Below are 18040 nucleotides of genomic sequence, written 5' to 3'. Positions count from 1 at the left end.
GTTGCCGGTCCCGGTCATGCTCCGGTGCCGGACTCGATACCGCGAGCCGGATCAGGCCCCGTGCAGTTCCACGACCAGGTGCCGGATGCCGGTGTGCCGGTTGCTGCGGGTCCATTCCACGGGTTCGACGATCCGCACGGCGGCGAACCGCGACAACAGTTCCTCGTACAGCACCCGCAATTCCAAACGGGCCAGATTCGCCCCCAGGCAGTAGTGCACGCCCTGCCCGAAACCCAAGTGCGGATTAGGCTTTCGGCCGATATCGAACACGTCGGCGGCGTCGAAGACGTTGTCGTCGCGATTGGCCGAGCCTTCCCAGATCTGCACCTTCTGTCCCGCCGAGACGACCTGCCCGCCCAGGGTGACGTCGTGCGTGGCGGTGCGCCGCTTGGACGGCGACGGCGAGGTCCACCTGACCATCTCTTCGATCGCCGTCGGCAACTGGTCGAAATCTGAACGCAGCGAATGGAATTGGTCAGGATGCTCGGCCAGCGCCAACAGCCCGCCCGCGATCGCGTTGCGGGTTGTCTCAGCGCCGGCACTGAACAACAGGCTGAAGAACAGGTACAACTCCAGATCGGTCATGACCGGGGTATCGGCGTCGGCTGCCGTCGCGTTGGCGACCACCGACAACATGTCGTCGGTGGGCTCAGCGCGTTTGGCGGCGATCAACTCCTGTCCGTAGGTGAACATCCGCGTCCCGGCTTCCTCGAGCGAGAGCTGCGCCAGCGACGCCTTGCGCGACGCACCGAAGTCGAACTGCGGCTCGATCGCCTCGAACAGCCAATGACGTTCGGACTCCGGCACTCCCAGCAATATGCAGATCATCTGCATCGGCAGTTCGGCGGCGATTTCGACGACGAAGTCGAGCGGCTCACCCGGCACTACCGCGTCGAGCAGTCGCCGGGTCCGGGCGCGCAGGTCGTCCTCGACGCGCCTGATCATCCGCGGCGTCAGTCCGGAACTGACGAGCCGGCGGATTTGCCCATGCCGCGGATCGTCCATCATGTTGAGCACCTGGCCGGCGATGGCCAGGTCTTGCAACAACGTGCCGCCGAATGGCCGGTCACCACCCGTCACTGACGAGTAGGTGGCTGGATCTCGCAGCACCTCAAGGGTTTCCGGGTAGGTGGCCACCGACCAGAAGCCTTCGCCGTCCGGGGTGTTATCGGTCGGCTCGTGCCAGTACACCGGCGCCTCGCGGCGGTGTACGACGAACAATTCGTGCGGGAACCCGTGGGCGAAGTTGTCCAGATCGGTGAAATCGATCGCGGACAGCGCGTCGGCACGAGTAGCAGTCACAGAATTGCCCCCGGCGTGTACTTGGCCGCCTCCGGATAACGCCCGACCAGTTGGTCCACCAGTCCGGCGACCTCGTCGACCTGGTCAGCGGCGGCACCGGTGAATGCGTTCCGGTCGGCCAGCGCCGCGTCGAGCGCGGGCCGGTCCAGCGGTAGTCGGGGGTCCGCCGCCAAGCGGTCGAGCAGGTCGGGTTCGGCGCCGCGTTCGCGCATGGCCAGCGCTGTGGCCACCGCATGTTCGCGGATCACGTGGTGGGCCGACTCGCGGCCCATCCCGGCGCGTACCGCCGCGATCAACACTTTCGTGGTGGCCAGGAACGGCAGATACCGGTCCAGCTCACGCTGGATCACCGCGGGGTAGGCACCGAACTCGTCCAACACCGTCAGGAACGTCTCGATCTGGCCGTCGACAGCAAAAAAGCTGTCCGGCAGGGTGACTCGGCGCACCACCGAGCAGAACACGTCCCCTTCGTTCCACTGTGCGCCGGCCAGCTCGGCGGCCATGGACGCATAACCGCGCAGCACCACCTGCAGTCCGTTGACCCGCTCGCAACTGCGGGTGTTCATCTTGTGCGGCATTGCCGAGGAGCCGACCTGGCCCTCGGCGAAGCCTTCGGTGACCAGCTCGTGGCCGGCCATCAACCGGATGGTGTGCGCGAACGACGACGGTCCGGCACCCAGTTGCACCAGCGCGGAGACCACGTCGTGGTCCAGCGAACGCGGATAGACCTGCCCGACGCTGGTCAGCACGGTCGAGAAGCCGAGAAATGCGGCGACGGACCGTTCCAGTTCGGCGAGCTTGGCCGCGTCGCCGTCGAGCAGGTCGAGCATGTCCTGCGCGGTGCCCATCGGCCCTTTGATGCCCCGCAACGGGTAGCGGTCGATCAGCTCCCGCAGTCTGGTCAGCGCGATCAGCGTCTCCTGCGCGGCCGAGGCGAACCGCTTGCCCAGCGTGGTGGCCTGGGCGGCGACGTTGTGGCTGCGCCCTGCCATGACCAGGTCGCGGTAGGACACCGCCTTCTCCGCGAGCCGGGCCGCCACCGCCACCCCGTGGGCGAACACCAGTTCCAGCGATTGCCGGATCTGCATCTGCTCCACGTTCTCGGTCAGGTCGCGGCTGGTCATCCCCTTGTGCACCTGCTGATGACCGGCCAGCGCGTTGAATTCCTCGATGCGGGCCTTGACGTCGTGGCGCAGCACCCGTTCGCGCTCCGCGATGGAGACGAGATCTACGACCTCGAGCACCCGCTGGTAATCGGCGATCGCTTCGGCGGGAACCTCCACCCCCAGCTCGGCCTGGGCCTGCAGCACGGCCAACCACAGGCGCCGCTCCGCGACCACCTTGGCTTCCGGCGACCAGATCGCCACCATATCGGCGCTGGCATAGCGGCTGGCCAGCACATTCGGAATGCTCACAGGCACACAGCTTACGGTTCGCTTGCCCGGTTGACGCTGCGCTGGTGGCGCGTGCGGGGTTGACCCTGCGCTGATGGCGCCGGCCGCTCGGCCTCGTGGCTGACTCTGCGCTGGTGGCGCAAAAGTTCGAGTAAGCGCCACCCTGAACGCAGCGCCAACGCGTGCTAGTTACCTCTAACCATGTTCTTCGCCGGCGTGGACCTGGCCTGGGCGGGCCGCAACCCGACCGGTGTGGCGGTGCTGGATGACGATGGTGTCCTGCTGAGCGTCGGTGCTGTCCGCGACGACGCGCAGGTGCTGGCGGCGCTGGGGCGCTGTGTTCAGGCCGACTGCCTGGTCGGTTTCGACGCGCCCCTGGTGGTGACCAACCCGACGGGCCAGCGCCCCGCCGAGACCGCACTCAACCGGGATTTCCGCAGGTTCGAGGCGGGTGCGCATCCGGCTAACACCGGAAAGCCGGAGTTCTCCAACGGTCCGCGCGCGGCGCGCCTGGCCGGGGCGCTGCAGCTGGACCTGGATCCGTACTCAACAGCTGCCCGGCGTGCGATCGAGGTCTACCCGCACGCGGCGACAGTGGCGTTGTTTCGGCTGACGCGGACGCTGAAGTACAAGGCAAAGCCCGGGCGCGACGTCGAGGGTCTGAAGTCCGAACTGCTGCGGCTGATGGACGCCGTCGAGTCGCTGGCGACCGCGCCGGTGCCGCTGCACGTCACCGGCAACGTCGAGTGGACCTCATTGCGACGCGGAGTCATTGCGGCCGAACGCAAAAGCGAACTACGGCGGGCCGAGGATCCGGTGGACGCCGTCGTCTGTGCCTATGTGGCGTTGTATGCCAGCCGGCGCCCGGCCGACATCACCATCTACGGGGACGCGGCCACCGGGCACATCGTTACGCCGTCGCTACCGGCGGATTTGGCTCCGGGGCCGCGAGGCTGATCCGCACCGGCGGCTGGTCGACCGGTGCGAGCACGTCGATCAGGTCGATCACCGTCGCCGATGCCGCCGCTCGCGGGTCGCGACCCTCGACCAGCGCGGAGACCACCGACCCGTCGACCGCACAGATCAACGTGCACACCAGCTCGATCTGCACCGACCGGCCGGACCGCTCGATTGCTTCGGCGACCGCCTCAGCGCGCTGCCGCAGGCTGCGGCGCATGCTTTCCCGCAGCGCGGGCAGGCGGGTGCAGGCGATATGACGCTCGTACCGGGAAATCAGCTGCTCCGCGAGTCCCGGGCCGGACACATCACCCACCAACAGGTCAACCAGCACTTCGGCGGTGGTCTCGGGCCCCCGGCGGCGCCGCGACAGGGCGTTGACCCTGGCGCGCAGTTGCGCCACCTCGATCATCCCGATGTGTTCGACCGCGCGGGCGATCAAATCATCCAGCGAGGAGAAGTAGTAAGTGGTGGACGCCAACGGCAGGCCCGCCCGCCGGGCGACAGCCCGGTGACGTACCGCTTCGAACCCGCCCTCGCCGAGCAGCTCGGCGGCAGCGCTCACCAGCGCGTACCGCCGACGTTCTCCTTTTGGAGTAACTGCTGCTGTCACGTCCACCCATGCTGCCAGTCAAAGTGGTACTGCATTGCCATTTTCGCGAAACGGACATGGCATGATGGCCCGCATGCCTGACATCAGCCGTCGGACCGTGTTGGGCCTCGGCGTCAGCGCGGTAGGCGGCGCAGTCGGCGCATATGCGTTCGACATGCTGTTTCAGGCCCGTGAGTCCGCGGCTGCACCGATGGCCCAGACTGGGACAAACGTTCCATTGGCCCCGGCACGGCCGCTGGATCCGGCGCCGTCCGGACAGGTGGCTCCGACGATGACGACCGGGTCGTTCGTGTCGGCCGCGCGCGGTGGGGTGTCCACGAATTGGGCGATCGCCCGGCCGCCGGGCCAGACCAAGCCGCTGCGGCCGATCATCGCTTTGCACGGCAAGGGCAACGACGCCGCCACGGTGATGGCCGGAGGCGTCGAGCAGGGCGTGGCGCAGGCGGTCAACGCCGGCCTGCCGCCGTTTGCGGTGGTCGCGGTCGACGGCGGCGGTGGCTACTGGCACAAGCGGGCCTCCGGCGAGGATGCCGGGGCGATGGTCCTCAACGAGCTGATGCCGATTCTGGACGCGCAGGGACTGGACACCTCGCGGGTGGGATTCCTGGGGTGGTCCATGGGCGGCTACGGCGCGCTGTTGCTCGGCGGGCGATTGGGAGCGGGGCGCACCGCGGCGATTTGTGCGGTGAGCCCGGCCTTATGGACCTCGCCGGGGGCGGCCGCGCCGGGCGCGTTCGACGGACCCGAGGATTACGCGGCCAATTCGGTGTGGGGCATGCCGGCGCTGGCGTCGATCCCGATCCGGATCGACTGCGGCGACAGCGACCAGTTCTATGCGGCGACCAAGCAGTTCATCGCCCAGTTGCCCAACCCGCCGGCAGGCGGTTTCTCGCCGGGCGGGCACAACGGCGGATTCTGGAGCTCGCAGTTGCCGGCCGAATTGACGTGGATGGCGCCGCTGCTGACGGCGTAATGGGTTGGGTACGCCGCGGGCTACCTGACTGACTCTTTTGTCTGTCACGCCAGCGTGGCACTCGGCGGTGAATGCCACGCCAGCGTGACACTCGGCGCCGCCACCCTCGCCGATCGCCCAGCCGTCACGCCAGCGTGACACTCGGCGGTGAATGCCACGCCAGCGTGACACTCGGCGCCGCCACCCTCGCCGATCGCCCAGCCGTCACGCCAGCGTGACACTCGGCGGTGAATGCCACGCCAGCGTGACGCTCGGCGGCGCTACGCTCGGCGGCGCTACGCTCGGCGGCGCTACGCTCGCGATCGTGAACGCGCCGTTCGGGTGGGATTTCCCGTATGCCTGGCCACGCATGCCGATCCTGGCCGCCAACGCGGTGTGCACGTCGCAACCGCTGGCCGCTCAGGCCGGGCTGCGAATGCTTGCCGACGGCGGCAATGCCGTCGACGCGGCGATCGCCGCCGCCGTCACGCTCACGATCGTCGAACCGGTGTCCAACGGCATCGGATCCGACGCGTTCGCCATCGTGTGGGACGGCAAAGAACTGCACGGACTCAACGCGTCGGGTCGCTCCCCAGCCGCCTGGACACCGGAATACTTTGCCGGACAACCAGTTCCAGCGCTGGGCTGGAACGCGGTGACGGTACCCGGGGCAGTGTCCGCCTGGGCCGAACTGCACGCCAGGTTCGGCAAGCTGCCCTTCGAGCGGCTCTTCGCACCAGCTATCGGATACGGCCGCAACGGTTTTCCGGTCTCGCCAACTGTCGCGGCGCAGTGGGCTGCCCAGGTGCCACTGTTCGCACTGCAACCCGGCTTCGCCGACGCCTTCATGCCCGACGGACGCGCACCACGGCCCGGGGAATTGTTCAGCTTCCCCGATCACGCGGCCACGCTGGAGCATATCGCCGCGACCCACGGCGAGGCTTTCTACCGCGGCGAACTGGCGGAGCAATTGGAGGCGCACTCCAGGGCCCATGGCGGAGCGATGCTGGCCGGCGACCTGGCCGCGCACCAAGCCGACTGGGTCGGCACCATCAGCGGCCACTACCGCGGCTACACCGTCCACGAGATACCCCCTAACGGCCAGGGCATCGTCGCGCTCATCGCACTGGGCATCCTCGAGCACTTCGACATGTCCAGCCTGCCAGTCGATTCCGCGGATAGCGTGCACCTGCAGATCGAAGCGCTCAAACTCGCGTTCGCGGATGCGCTGGCGTACATCGCCGACGTCGACCACATGGGGGTGCGCCCGGACCAACTCCTGGACCGCAACTACCTGCAGGCGCGCGCGGCCTTGATCGATCCGAACCGCGCCCAGCCGGCCGGCGCCGGGACGCCCCGCGGCGGCACGGTGTATCTGACTGCCGCGGACGCATCCGGAATGATGGTCTCGATGATCCAGTCCAACTACATGGGCTTCGGCTCCGGAGTGGTGGTACCGGGCACCGGGATAGCGTTGCAGAACCGCGGGTTCGATTTCGTTGCAATGCAAGGACATCCGAACTGTGTCGGCCCCCGCAAGCGTCCCTACCACACGATCATCCCGGGCTTCGTCACCAAGGACGGCGCACCGGTGCTGAGTTTCGGGGTGATGGGCGGACCGATGCAACCGCAGGGTCACGTGCAGGTGTTGGTCCGTATCGCCGACTATGGACAGAACCCGCAGGCGGCCTGTGACGGCCCCCGGTTCCGTTGGGTGCAGGGACTACAGGTCAGCTGCGAGCGGGGGTTCGCGTCCTCGACGCTCGACGAGCTGCGCCGGCGCGGACACGACCTGCTCGCGGTGGACGACTACAACTCGTTCGGCAGTTGTCAGGCGATCTGGCGGCTGGACGACGGTTATCTCGCGGTCAGCGATCCGCGGCGGGACGGGCAGGCCGCGGCGTTCTGACGGTACCTTTGCCGCATACTGCGGCGGCAGCTGGCCTCTGGTTGAATTCATAGGTGAACAAAAGGTGAACTGGGAGTGGCTCGGTAGTAAATCTAAAATGAAGGCCATACACTACTCGCAGGCCAGCAACGAGGCTGGCCCATGTCTATCGCAGGAGACTGTTCCATGGTTGGGATGGCTGACATGGTCCCCGGCAGCGGATTGGCCGACGGCACCGAGTTTGCTGGCTATACGATTGTCCGGTTCCTGGGCGCCGGTGGAATGGGAGAGGTTTACCTCGCCCAGCATCCTCGGTTGCCGCGACTCGAGGCGCTCAAGATCTTGGGTAGTGCTGTTTCCGCGGACGACGACTACCGACAGCGGTTCATCAGGGAAGCCGACCTGGCGGCCGGCCTGTGGCATCCGAACATCGTGCGCGTCAACGACCGCGGCGAATGCGAGGGCCAACTGTGGCTCGCCATGGATTTCGTCGACGGCACCGACGCCGCGACCCTGGTACGGGACCACTACCCGGTCGGCATGCCGGCAGATCAGGTGTTGCCGATCCTGGAAGCCATCGCCCGCGCCCTCGACTACGCCCATGAACACCACGACGTGATGCACCGTGATGTCAGCCCGGCCAACATCCTGTTGGCCAAACCCGACAGCGGCGATCAGCGAACCCTGTTGAGCGACTTCGGAATTGCCCGTACCGTCGGCGATACCAGCGGCCTGACCGCGACCAACATGACCATCGGCACCTTCCCCTATGCCGCACCCGAGCAGTTGACGGACGAACCCATCGACGGACGCGCCGACCAGTACGCTCTGGCGGCCACCGTCTACCATTTGCTGACCGGGTCGCCGCTGTTCCCGCACACCAATCCCGCCGTGGTGATCAGCCGCCACCTGAGCTCGCCACCTCCGAAACTGGCGGAGACCCACCCGATGCTCAGGGTGTTCGACCCGGTGCTCGCGGTGGCTCTCGCGAAGGACCCGGCCGATCGATTCGCCCGGTGCTCGGAGTTCGCCGAGGCGTTCGCGCGGGCCGCGCGCACCAGAAGGCACCCGGGCACCGCGGCGTCGACCATGCCCCGACCGCTGGCGATCCGGCCGGCCAAGAGCACTGCGGCGTCGTCTGCCGCCGCACCGACCGACCAGTCGCGACGCCGATGGGCGGCGGTGGCGGCGGCATTCGCGGTGATCGGGCTGACCGCCGTGGGTGCCAGCGGCTACCCGGGCACCGCTCCCACCACCGCGGCGAAGGATGCGCCACCGGCCGCACCGGTGCAGGGACTGCCGCAAGCAGCTCCGGCTGCACCACCATCAGCGGCTCCGGTACCGAATGGGGCTGCGCCTGCGGCACTCCCGTCGCCTGCGGCACCGCCGTCGCCCGCCCCCGCCGCAGCGCCGAGCACACCCGCCGCGCCGCCGCGACCGCCGGTTGCGCAGGTACCCGCGGCCGCGCCACGGCCGCCGGCTTCGCCCGCACCTGCGCCTGCGTCCAAAGCACCGGCGCCGGCCCCGCAACCAGTTGCGGCACCCGCCCCGCAGCAACCGCCCCCCGGCCCCGACCAGACCTACCTCGATCTCGTATCGGGGATCCCGGGCGTCACCGTCACCGACCCGTCAGTCGCGGTCGCCAGTGGCCGCAACCTGTGCACGGTGCTGCAGAACGGCGTCAGCCCCGGTGAGGCCGCCAACGCGACAGTGAACAGCAACGAGGGAATCACCCCTTCGCAAGCCGCTGCCGGCGTCAACGCCGCGATCACCGTGTACTGCCCGCAGTACCAGCGCTAGGACGGCTCAGACGTTGATCTTTCCCTCGGCCGCTCGCTGGCCGATGTCGGTCCGAAAATGACTGCCGGGCAACTTGACTGAGCCGAGGATCCGGTACGCGTGGGTACGGGCTTCGGCGAGATCGGCGCCGGTCCCCACCACCGAGAGCACCCGGCCGCCGGAGGAGACGATCGTCCCGTCGGCGCGTCGCGCGGTTCCGGCGTGCAGCACACCGTCGGCTTCCGAGCCGACGACGACGTCACCGACCCGCGGGCGCCCCGGATAGTTCTCGGCGGCCAGCACCACCGTCACGGCCGCACCGTCGCGCCACCGCAACTCGCCGAAATCGGCCAGCTTGCCACTGCCCGCGGCGTACAGCAGCTGTCCGAGCGGGGATTCCAGCAATGCCAGCACCGCCTGGGTCTCCGGATCGCCGAAGCGGCAGTTGAATTCGACGACCGCCGGGCCGTTGGAGGTGATCGCCAGGCCGGCATAGAGCAGCCCGGTGAACGGGCTGCCACGCCGAACCATTTCGGCCGCAACGGGTTCGACGATCTGATGGACGATCTCGCGGTAGATGCCGTCGGGCAGCCAGGCCAGCGGCGAATAAGCGCCCATGCCGCCGGTATTGGGGCCGGTGTCCCCGTCACCGACCCGCTTGAAATCCTGCGCCGGCAACAGCGGCACCACGGTCGCGCCGTCGACCACGCAGAACAACGACACCTCGGGACCGTCCAGGAAGGACTCGAGCAACACCGGGTGCCCGGCCTCCAGCAGACCGGCGGCGTGCGCGCGGGCGGCGGTGCGGTCCGGCGTCACCACCACCCCCTTGCCGGCTGCCAGGGAATCGTCCTTGACCACCCAGGCGGGGTCGCCCGCCGGAGGGCCGAACCGGTCCAGCGCTGCGTCCAAATGTGCCGGGTTGTCGACGATTTCGCTGGCGGCGGTGCGCACTCCGGCCGCTGCCATCACGTCCTTGGCAAACGCTTTGGAGCCCTCGATCAGGGCTGCGCCCTTGCTGGGCCCGAAGCAGGTGATGCCGGCGGCGCGTACAGCATCGGCCACGCCGAGCACCAGCGGCACCTCGGGACCGATGACCACCAGGTCGGCCGCCACCTTGCGGGCCAGCGCGATGACGTCGTCACCGGAGGTGATGTCGACGTCGTGCTGCTCGGCCAGCCGGGCGGTGCCGGCGTTGCCGGGCGCGACGAACAAGCCGGTGACTTGCGGGTCTCTGCTGAGCGCCAGCAGTAGGGCGTGTTCACGGGCACCGGAACCGATCACCAGGATGCGCACGACACGTCACACTAGCCTGCCCGCGAGCAGACGGAGAATCGCACAAAGTGGCCGTGTCCGGTGCGATTGTGTGTCTGCTCGGCGGGGTCAGTCGCGCTCGCCGCCGGAGTGCATCTTCAGCGCTCCCTCGACGTTGGCCTTCTTGTCCTCCCCGGCGCCCTTGGCCGCTGCCTTCTTGCGTCGCCGCACCACCGTGTCGACTGCCCCATTGAGCGCCGAACCCAGCGGAAAGCCCAGGTAGTGGGTGAGAAAGACTGCCATCTCTTTGAGTTCGGTCTCGGTGAGTTCCTCGTTGAGCAGCGCGGCGTTGATCTGGATCTCGGCCAGGTCGCGGCTGCCCACCGCGGTGACCGCCGTGAGCGTCATGATGCGCTTGTCGCGCATCGACAGACCCGGCCTGGTCCAGATCGAGCCGAACAGGTGGTCGACGGTCAGGTCGAAATAGGGGTCGCCCTCGATGTCGGGCATCTCCCAGCCGTAGACCTCGTTCATCTTCTCCAGGCCCTTACGGCGCTGTTCGTCCATCACGACTCTTTCTCTATGTGCGGAACCCCCAAGTTGGCCGCCAGCAACTCGCGCGCCAACCGTGCGATAGGCATGTCGACCGAGAGAGCGTTGCCCAGTTCCAGCACCAAACCCAGGTCCTTCTCGCCCAACCCCACGGTGTGCTGGAACGGCTGGTAGAGGAAATGGTCGGGCGCAAGGTCTTTGGCATCGCTGCGATACATGATGGCGCCGGCGCCGCCGGTGAGGGCGTCGCTGTGCCGCACCACGTTGCCGAGCGCCATCAGGTCGATGCCGGCCTCGTCGGCCAGCCGCTGCGCCTCGCCGACCGCGGCGTAGCCGACGAAGGTCAGCATGTTGCGTGCCAACTTCATGGCCGTACCCGCACCCGGCTTCCCGGCGTGCACCACCACCGAAGCCCACCGGGAGAACGGTTCCTTGACGCGCTGGAACGTCTCGTCCTCAGCACCCACCATGACGGCCAGCTCGCCCTTGGCTGCCGCTGCCGCGCCCCCGCTGACCGGGGCGTCGACGATGTGAATTCCCCGCGGTTCGAGCTCGCGTGCCAGTTCGGCGGCCGTGGTGTGACCGATGGTGGAATGAATCGCGATGATGGTGCCGGGCTTTGCCCGCGAAGCCAATCCGCCGTCGCCGGTGATGACGTCACGGACCTGCTCGTCGTTGAGCACGGTGACGCTGATGATGTCGGCGTCGGCAACTTCGGCGACACTGGTGGCCGCGGTGGCGCCGCCTTCGACGAACGGGACCATCGCCTCGTCGCGTACGTCGAAAACCGTGAGTCCGCCGGGCCATTCGAGATACCGCTGGGCCATCGGCGCACCCTGATTGCCCAGCCCGATGTAGCCGAGTTTCACGTGCTCGCTCATGGCCGGAAGATCTGTCCGCCGTCGACATTGAAGATCTGGCCGGTGATCCAGGAAGCCTGGTCGCTGAGCAGGAACAGACACATGCCGACCAGGTCGTCCGGCGTACCCATGCGCGACAACGGAAGTCCCTTGACGATGTCGTCGACGATCTCCTTGGGCGTGGTGGTGCGGTTCGCCTCGGTGTCGATGGGGCCGGGTGCGATCGCGTTGATCCGGATGTTCTGTCCGCCCAGTTCCCGCGAAAGTTGTTGCGTCAGACCGTTGATACCGACCTTGGCCAGACCGTAGAAGTTCGCATACAGGTACGCCGCGGTGGACGACTGGTTCACGATCGCCCCACCGCCGCGCTTCGCCATCTTCTTGTACACCGCGCGCGTGCACCACAGCGCGCCATCGAGGTTCACGCTCATGAACCTCTTGTAGTACTCGGGGTCGACCGTGAGCAGGAAGTCGAGCTTCATGCCGCCGAAGATCGCCGCATTGTTGACCAGATAGTCGATGCCACCCAACTCGGCCAGTGTGCGGTCGGCCATCGCCTTGGCGGAAGCGGGATCCGACACGTCGACCGGAATGCTGATGGCCGTGCCGCCGTCGGCGGTGATCTGCTTGGCCACCCCCGCGGCGGCCTCGGCGTTGATATCGGCCACCACCACGGCCGCGCCCTCCCGAGCCAGCGCCTCGGCGTATGCCTGCCCGATGCCGCCACCGGACCCGGTGACGATCGCAACCTTGTTCTCGAACTGTCCCACCCGGGTCTCCTGTCAATTCGCGGCTGTTGCAATGAGTTTGGTTTCGAGGTATTCCTCGAATCCGGCCAGGCCCATCTCGCGGCCGTTCCCGGACTGCTTGTACCCGCCGAACGGCGCATCGGCGGAGTACCAGACGCCGCCGTTGACGTTGATGGTGCCGGCCCTGATCCGCGACGCCACGCCCGCGGCTCGGTCCGGGTCGGCTCCATACACGGTGCCGGACAGGCCATATGGGGAATCGTTGGCGATGCGGACGGCGTCGTCGTCCCCGTCGTGCGCGATCACGGTGAGCACCGGCCCGAAGATCTCCTCCCGTGAGACGCGGGCATTGTTGTCCAGGCCGGCGATGACGGTCGGTGCGATGAAGAATCCGACATCCCGTCCCTCCGGACGGCCGCCCCCGCAGGCGAACGTACCCCCTTCGGCGACCGCGGAGTCGAGGTAACCCTGCACCCGGTCCCGCTGGCGCGCCGAAATCAACGGTCCGCAAATCGTTTTCGGGTTCGCCGGGTCGCCGGCCCGGATACCGCTCATGGTGGCGGCGGCGATGGCGACCGCCTCGTCATACCGGGCCCGGGGCACCACCAACCGGGTGGTGATGGCACAACCCTGCCCGGCGTGCATGCACACCGAGAAACCCGCCACCCCGGCGGCTGTGCCCAGGTCGGCATCGTCGAGTACCACGAACGCGGATTTACCACCCAGCTCCAGGAACACCTTCTTGATGGTCGCCGCGCCGTCGCTCATCACACTGCGGCCGGTGGCGGTGGACCCGGTGAACGAAATCATGTCCACCCGTGAGTCTTTGGCGAGCATGGCCCCGACGCTGTGGTCGCTGGAGGTGACGATGTTGACCACGCCGGGCGGAAAATCGGTGTGCTCGGCGATGAGTTCGCCCAGCACGGCCGCGCACCACGGCGTATCGGGTGCGGGCTTGAGGATGACGGTGTTGCCCGCGGCCAGGGCGGGACCCAGCTTGGCGAGGTTGATCTGGTGCGGGAAGTTCCAGGGCGTGATGGCGCCGACGACGCCGACCGCCTCACGAGCGATCGTGCGCCGGGTGGGAATGCCCATCGGGGCGGCCTGGCCGAGATCCTGGTTCCACTCATAGGATTCGGCGGTGTCTGCGGCGAACGCCAGGTCGTTGACCGGTCCCTCGAGTTGCGCCATGGAGGTGAGCATGCGCGGTGCGCCGACCTCGGAAATCGTCAACTCCCGCAGTTCTTCGACGTGCTGCTGCATCGCTTCGCGCAGCTGCCGGATGCAGCGCACGCGCAGTTCGGTGTTGCGCGACCAGTCGGTGTCATCGAACGCCCGGCGCGCGGCTTCGATCGCGCGGCCCATGTCCTGCGCATCGGCATCGGCCGCGACGCCCAACACCTCCTCGGTGGCCGGGTTGACGGTCGGAAAAGTGCCTGCGCCGCCGTCACACGCCTTGCCGTCGATGAATAGTGCGCTTGCGCCGTCGGCCAACAGGGCCATCGATAGTCTCCCGAAACTCAGTTGAATGGACAGCTGTCCGATAACTCTGCCAGGAACCATAACTCCCGACTCCCTACCGGTGCAAGAGCCGATCCCGCAGGTCAGCCGGATAGCCCCGGACAACCGGCGCTGACGTGCCGGTTTATTGTCGGGGCTTGCTTCCGGCCACGCCCATCCACTAGTTTGGACATGTGTCCAGCGATGCACTGGTGTCGGCACCCGGCCCGGCCCAGCAAACGGCCGGGAGAATGCCGCGGAACCGGCGCCAGGAAGAGACGTTCCGCAAGGTGCTGGCCGCCGGGATGGCGACCATGCGGGAGAACTCCTACGCCGACCTGACCGTGCGCATGGTGGCGGCCCGGGCCAAGGTGGCCCCGGCCACGGCCTACACCTACTTCTCGTCGAAGAACCACCTGATCGCCGAGGTCTATCTCGATCTGGTGCGCCAGGTCCCCTACTTCACCGATGTCAACGAACCCATGCGCACCCGCGTCGATAAGGCACTGCGCCATCTAGCGTTGGTGGTCGCCGACGAGCCCGAAGTCGGGGCTGCGTGCACGGCGGCCCTACTCGGCGGAAATGCGGATGGCGCGGTGCGCGCCGCCCGCGACCGAATCGGTGCGGAGATCCACCGGCGGATCGCCTCGGCGATCGGGCCGGGCGCCGAGGCCGACACCGTGGCCGCGCTGCAGATGGCATTCTTCGGCGCTCTGGTGCAGGCCGGCAGCGGGGAGTTCACCTATCACGAGATCGCCGACCGGTTGGGCGGCGTGGTGAACCTGATCCTCACCGGCGCCGAACGATCAACCAGCCCAGGTACTCCCGAAAGCGGTAAGGCATGACTGTTGGTGTCAACGACCCCGAACTGATCCTGGATCCCTACGACTACGACTTCCACGAAGATCCGTACCCCTACTACCGGCGACTGCGTGACGAGGCGCCGCTCTACCACAATGAGGAACTCGGCTTCTGGGCCTTATCGCGGCACAGCGACGTGCATCAGGGATTCCGCAACAGCACCACCCTGTCCAATCGCGACGGCGTGGCACTCGACCCGATTTCCCGCGGCCCACATGCGTCCAAGACGATGTCGTTCCTCGCGATGGACGATCCCGCGCACCTGCGGTTGCGCACGCTGGTCTCGAAAGGCTTCACGCCGCGCCGGATTCGCGAACTCGAACCACGGGTCACCGAGCTGGCCGGGCAGCATCTCGACGTGATGCTGGACAAGGCCGATCGCGGCACCGTCGACTACGTCGCCGAATTCGCCGGCAAACTGCCGATGGACGTGATCTCGGAGCTGATGGGTGTGCCCGAGCCCGACCGCGACCGCATCCGCGCCATGGCCGACGGTGTGATGCACCGCGAGGACGGCGTGAACGACGTTCCGGCATCGGCGATCGAGGCCTCGATCAACCTCATCGTCTACTACCAGGAGATGATCGCCGAGCGTCGCAAGAAGCTCACCGACGACCTCACCTCGGCGCTGCTGCAAGCCGAGATCGACGGCGACCGGCTCACCGACGAGGAAGTCCTCGGTTTCATGTTCCTGATGGTGATCGCCGGCAACGAGACCACCACCAAACTGCTTGCCAACGCCGCGTTCTGGGGTCACCGCAATCCCGACCAGCTGACCCCGGTGTACGCCGACCTGTCCCGGATACCGCTGTGGGTCGAGGAAACCCTGCGCTATGACACCTCCAGCCAGATCCTGGCCCGCGTCGTATCCGGCCCGCTCACCCTCTACGACACGACCATTCCGGAGAACGACGTGCTGCTGCTGCTGCCCGGCTCGGGGCACCGCGACGAGCGGGTCTTCGACAACCCCGACGATTACCTGATCGGACGCGAGATCGGCTCCAAGCTACTGAGTTTCGGCAGTGGCGCGCACTTCTGCCTGGGCGCGCATCTGGCCCGGATGGAAGCCCGCGTTGCGCTCACCGAACTGTTCAAGCGAATCCGCGGATACGAAGTCGACGAAGCCAACTCCGTCCGCGTGCACTCCAGCAATGTCCGCGGCTTCGCGCAGCTGCCGATGTCCGTGGAGGTCGCCTGATGCCCCGCTTCGATCCGCTACCCACCCGTCGACCTGCGATCGTCGCCGGCGCCTCCTCCGGCATCGGAGAAGCTACCGCGATCGAACTTGCGGCGCACGGCTTTCCGGTCGCCCTGGGAGCGCGCAGGGTAGACAAACTGAACGACATCGTCGGCAAGATCAACGCCGCGGGTGGTGAGGCGGTCGGCTTCCACCTGGATGTCACCGACCCGAATTCGGTGAAAACCTTTGTCGCACAGTCGGTCGATGCCCTCGGCGACATCGAGGTACTGGTCGCCGGTGCGGGTGACACGTACTTCGGCAAGCTGGCCGAGATCACTACCGACGAGTTCGAGTCGCAGCTACAGATTCATCTCGTCGGCGCCAACCGGCTGGCCGCCGCGGTGCTGCCCGGCATGCTCGACCGCCAGCGCGGCGACCTGATCTTCGTCGGCTCTGATGTGGCCCTACGGCAACGGCCGCACATGGGCGCCTACGGGGCGGCGAAGGCCGCGTTGGTCGCGATGGTCACCAATTTCCAGATGGAACTCGAGGGCACCGGGGTGCGGGCCTCGATCGTGCACCCCGGCCCGACGAAGACGTCGATGGGCTGGAGCCTGCCCGCCGAGAAGATCGGCCCCGCCCTGGAGGACTGGGCCAAATGGGGTCAGGCCCGGCACGACTACTTCCTGCGGGCAGCCGATCTGGCGCGGGCGATCACCTTCGTCGCCGAGACGCCGCGCGGTGGCTTCGTCGCGAACATGGAGCTCCAGCCCGAGGCCCCGCTGGCCGCCACCACAGAACGCCAGAAGCTCGCGCTCGGCGAAGAAGGGATGCCGAAATGACGACAGCAGTGGTTCCCCGGGTCTCCGGCGGTGAAGAGGAACACGGCCACCTGGAAGAATTCCGCACCGACCCGATCGGGCTGATGAAGCGCATCCGCGAGGAGTGCGGTGACGTCGGCTGGTTCCAACTCGTCGACAAGCACGTCATCTTCCTGTCCGGCGCGGAGGCCAACGAGTTCTTCTTCCGTTCTGCCGACGAGGAATTGGACCAGGCCGAGGCCTACCCGTTCATGACGCCGATCTTCGGCAAGGGGGTGGTGTTCGACGCCAGCCCCGAGCGGCGTAAGGAGATGCTGCACAACTCCGCGCTGCGGGGCGAGCAGATGAAGGGTCACGCCGCCACCATCGAAGGCGAAGTCAAGAAGATGATCGCCGACTGGGGCGACGAAGGTGAAATAGAACTGCTGGACTTCTTCGCGGAGTTGACCATCTACACCTCGACGGCGTGTCTGATCGGCCTGAAGTTCCGCGAGCAGCTCGATCACCGGTTCGCCGAGTACTACCACGATCTGGAACGCGGCACCGACCCGCTGTGCTACGTCGATCCTTACCTGCCGATCGAGAGCTTCCAACGTCGCGACCAGGCCCGCAAAGACCTGGTGGCGCTGGTGCAGGAGATCATGAACCAGCGGTTGGCCAACCCGCCCAAGGACAAGAGCGACCGCGACATGCTCGACGTGCTGGTGTCGATCAAGGACGAGGAGGGCAATCCGCGGTTCTCCGCCGACGAGGTCACCGGGATGTTCATCTCGCTGATGTTCGCCGGGCACCACACCAGCTCCGGCACCTCCGCCTGGACGCTGATCGAGTTGATCCGCCACGCCGACGTCTACGCCGAGGTGCTGGCCGAGCTCGAGGAACTCTACGCCGACGGCCAGGAAGTGAGTTTCCATGCGCTGCGCCAGATTCCGAAGCTGGACAACGTGGTCAAGGAGACCCTGCGCCTGCATCCCCCGTTGATCATTTTGATGCGGGTCGCCAAGGGCGAGTTCGAGGTGCAGGGATTTCCGATCCACGACGGCGATTTCGTCGCCGCGTCCCCGGCGATCTCCAACCGGATCCCGCAGGACTTTCCCGATCCCGACGCCTTCAAGCCGGACCGCTACAACAAACCCGAACAGGCCGACATGGCCAACCGGTGGACCTGGATTCCCTTCGGTGCGGGCCGGCATCGCTGCGTCGGCGCCGCGTTCGCGCAGATGCAGATCAAGGCGATCTTCTCGGTTCTGTTGCGCGAGTACGAGTTCGAGATGGCCCAGCCCGCCGACAGCTACCACAACGACCATTCCAAGATGGTCGTGCAGCTGGCCCGGCCGGCCAGGGTCCGCTACCGCAAGCGCGCCCGGGGCTGACCCCG

General features: G+C 67.2%; 16 protein-coding genes. 8 read left to right on the top strand and 8 right to left on the bottom strand.

Annotated features, from left to right (window positions below; all coding sequences use genetic code 11):
• Positions 1 to 51: 51 nt before the first annotated feature.
• Together AC5Y3Z_RS22850 and purB are read right to left on the bottom strand one after the other, a co-directional pair.
• Positions 52 to 1302: a cytochrome P450 gene (locus AC5Y3Z_RS22850; RefSeq protein ID WP_463828434.1), complete on the bottom strand. Its 1251-nt coding sequence runs from the start codon at positions 1300 to 1302 to the stop codon at positions 52 to 54.
• Positions 1299 to 2717 (bottom strand): adenylosuccinate lyase, encoded by a 1419-nt coding sequence (purB, locus tag AC5Y3Z_RS22845; protein ID WP_463828433.1) that lies wholly within the window; start codon positions 2715 to 2717, stop codon positions 1299 to 1301. The genes AC5Y3Z_RS22850 and purB overlap by 4 nt, the downstream gene beginning before the upstream one ends.
• A gap of 180 nt (positions 2718 to 2897) precedes the next feature.
• Between purB and AC5Y3Z_RS22840 the strand changes: the two genes are divergently transcribed.
• Positions 2898 to 3653 (top strand): DUF429 domain-containing protein, encoded by a 756-nt coding sequence (locus tag AC5Y3Z_RS22840; protein ID WP_463828432.1) that lies wholly within the window; start codon positions 2898 to 2900, stop codon positions 3651 to 3653.
• Here the strand turns inward: AC5Y3Z_RS22840 and AC5Y3Z_RS22835 are convergent.
• Positions 3607 to 4272 carry a TetR/AcrR family transcriptional regulator gene (locus AC5Y3Z_RS22835; RefSeq protein ID WP_463828431.1) on the bottom strand — a complete coding sequence of 222 codons (666 nt, stop codon included), beginning with the start codon at positions 4270 to 4272 and terminating at the stop codon, positions 3607 to 3609. The genes AC5Y3Z_RS22840 and AC5Y3Z_RS22835 overlap by 47 nt on opposite strands.
• A 55-nt stretch (positions 4273 to 4327) precedes the next feature.
• Between AC5Y3Z_RS22835 and AC5Y3Z_RS22830 the strand changes: the two genes are divergently transcribed.
• From AC5Y3Z_RS22830 to AC5Y3Z_RS22820, 3 genes are all read left to right on the top strand, one after another.
• Positions 4328 to 5239: an alpha/beta hydrolase-fold protein gene (locus AC5Y3Z_RS22830; RefSeq protein WP_463828430.1), complete on the top strand. Its 912-nt coding sequence runs from the start codon at positions 4328 to 4330 to the stop codon at positions 5237 to 5239.
• A 304-nt stretch (positions 5240 to 5543) separates the two neighbouring features.
• Positions 5544 to 7127 (top strand): gamma-glutamyltransferase family protein, encoded by a 1584-nt coding sequence (locus tag AC5Y3Z_RS22825; protein WP_463828505.1) that lies wholly within the window; start codon positions 5544 to 5546, stop codon positions 7125 to 7127.
• A gap of 174 nt (positions 7128 to 7301) precedes the next feature.
• Positions 7302 to 8906: a serine/threonine-protein kinase gene (locus AC5Y3Z_RS22820; RefSeq protein WP_463828429.1), complete on the top strand. Its 1605-nt coding sequence runs from the start codon at positions 7302 to 7304 to the stop codon at positions 8904 to 8906.
• 6 nt (positions 8907 to 8912) lie between these two features.
• Here AC5Y3Z_RS22820 and purD read toward each other — a convergent pair whose 3' ends face one another.
• The 5 genes from purD to AC5Y3Z_RS22795 form a co-directional block, all read right to left on the bottom strand.
• Complete coding sequence (purD, locus tag AC5Y3Z_RS22815; protein WP_463828428.1) at positions 8913 to 10181, bottom strand: phosphoribosylamine--glycine ligase; 1269 nt, start codon at positions 10179 to 10181, stop codon at positions 8913 to 8915.
• An 87-nt stretch (positions 10182 to 10268) separates the two neighbouring features.
• Positions 10269 to 10706: a carboxymuconolactone decarboxylase family protein gene (locus AC5Y3Z_RS22810; RefSeq protein ID WP_463828427.1), complete on the bottom strand. Its 438-nt coding sequence runs from the start codon at positions 10704 to 10706 to the stop codon at positions 10269 to 10271.
• Positions 10706 to 11572: an NAD(P)-dependent oxidoreductase gene (locus AC5Y3Z_RS22805; RefSeq protein ID WP_463828426.1), complete on the bottom strand. Its 867-nt coding sequence runs from the start codon at positions 11570 to 11572 to the stop codon at positions 10706 to 10708. Before AC5Y3Z_RS22805 ends, AC5Y3Z_RS22810 begins: the two co-directional genes overlap by 1 nt.
• Entirely contained in the window at positions 11569 to 12321 is a 753-nt protein-coding gene (locus AC5Y3Z_RS22800) for an SDR family oxidoreductase (RefSeq protein ID WP_463828425.1), read from the bottom strand. Before AC5Y3Z_RS22800 ends, AC5Y3Z_RS22805 begins: the two co-directional genes overlap by 4 nt.
• A gap of 12 nt (positions 12322 to 12333) precedes the next feature.
• Complete coding sequence (locus AC5Y3Z_RS22795) at positions 12334 to 13803, bottom strand: aldehyde dehydrogenase (protein ID WP_463828424.1); 1470 nt, start codon at positions 13801 to 13803, stop codon at positions 12334 to 12336.
• Between the two features lie 191 nt (positions 13804 to 13994).
• Here AC5Y3Z_RS22795 and AC5Y3Z_RS22790 point away from each other — a divergent pair, with 191 nt between their 5' ends.
• The 4 genes from AC5Y3Z_RS22790 to cyp51 are packed head-to-tail and all read left to right on the top strand — an operon-like array spanning position 13995 to position 18035.
• The gene (locus AC5Y3Z_RS22790; RefSeq protein ID WP_463828423.1) at positions 13995 to 14645 is read left to right on the top strand and encodes a TetR/AcrR family transcriptional regulator; all 651 of its coding nucleotides are present in this window, start codon (positions 13995 to 13997) and stop codon (positions 14643 to 14645) included.
• Positions 14642 to 15859: a cytochrome P450 gene (locus AC5Y3Z_RS22785; protein ID WP_463828422.1), complete on the top strand. Its 1218-nt coding sequence runs from the start codon at positions 14642 to 14644 to the stop codon at positions 15857 to 15859. The genes AC5Y3Z_RS22790 and AC5Y3Z_RS22785 overlap by 4 nt, the downstream gene beginning before the upstream one ends.
• On the top strand, positions 15859 to 16683 hold the full coding sequence (locus AC5Y3Z_RS22780; protein ID WP_463828421.1) for an SDR family oxidoreductase: 825 nt from the start codon (positions 15859 to 15861) through the stop codon (positions 16681 to 16683). Before AC5Y3Z_RS22785 ends, AC5Y3Z_RS22780 begins: the two co-directional genes overlap by 1 nt.
• Entirely contained in the window at positions 16680 to 18035 is a 1356-nt protein-coding gene (gene cyp51, locus AC5Y3Z_RS22775; protein WP_463828420.1) for a lanosterol 14-alpha demethylase, read from the top strand. Before AC5Y3Z_RS22780 ends, cyp51 begins: the two co-directional genes overlap by 4 nt.
• The last annotated feature ends 5 nt before the right edge of the window (positions 18036 to 18040 follow it).

The organism is Mycobacterium sp. NGS61, assembly GCF_059812325.1.
Note: the sequence above shows the minus strand (reverse complement) of the source record. Positions and strands in the feature narration are given on the sequence as shown.

Excerpts from the sequence above, each read along its gene's own strand:
- AC5Y3Z_RS22840 (WP_463828432.1), top strand. The coding sequence starts at position 2,898 with ATGTTCTTCGCCGGCGTGGACCTGGCCTGGGCGGGCCGCAACCCGACC.
- AC5Y3Z_RS22830 (WP_463828430.1), top strand. The coding sequence starts at position 4,328 with ATGATGGCCCGCATGCCTGACATCAGCCGTCGGACCGTGTTGGGCCTC.
- AC5Y3Z_RS22820 (WP_463828429.1), top strand. The coding sequence starts at position 7,302 with ATGGCTGACATGGTCCCCGGCAGCGGATTGGCCGACGGCACCGAGTTT.
- AC5Y3Z_RS22810 (WP_463828427.1), bottom strand. The coding sequence starts at position 10,706 with ATGGACGAACAGCGCCGTAAGGGCCTGGAGAAGATGAACGAGGTCTAC.
- AC5Y3Z_RS22805 (WP_463828426.1), bottom strand. The coding sequence starts at position 11,572 with ATGAGCGAGCACGTGAAACTCGGCTACATCGGGCTGGGCAATCAGGGT.
- AC5Y3Z_RS22795 (WP_463828424.1), bottom strand. The coding sequence starts at position 13,803 with ATGGCCCTGTTGGCCGACGGCGCAAGCGCACTATTCATCGACGGCAAG.
- AC5Y3Z_RS22785 (WP_463828422.1), top strand. The coding sequence starts at position 14,642 with ATGACTGTTGGTGTCAACGACCCCGAACTGATCCTGGATCCCTACGAC.
- AC5Y3Z_RS22780 (WP_463828421.1), top strand. The coding sequence starts at position 15,859 with ATGCCCCGCTTCGATCCGCTACCCACCCGTCGACCTGCGATCGTCGCC.
- cyp51 (WP_463828420.1), top strand. The coding sequence starts at position 16,680 with ATGACGACAGCAGTGGTTCCCCGGGTCTCCGGCGGTGAAGAGGAACAC.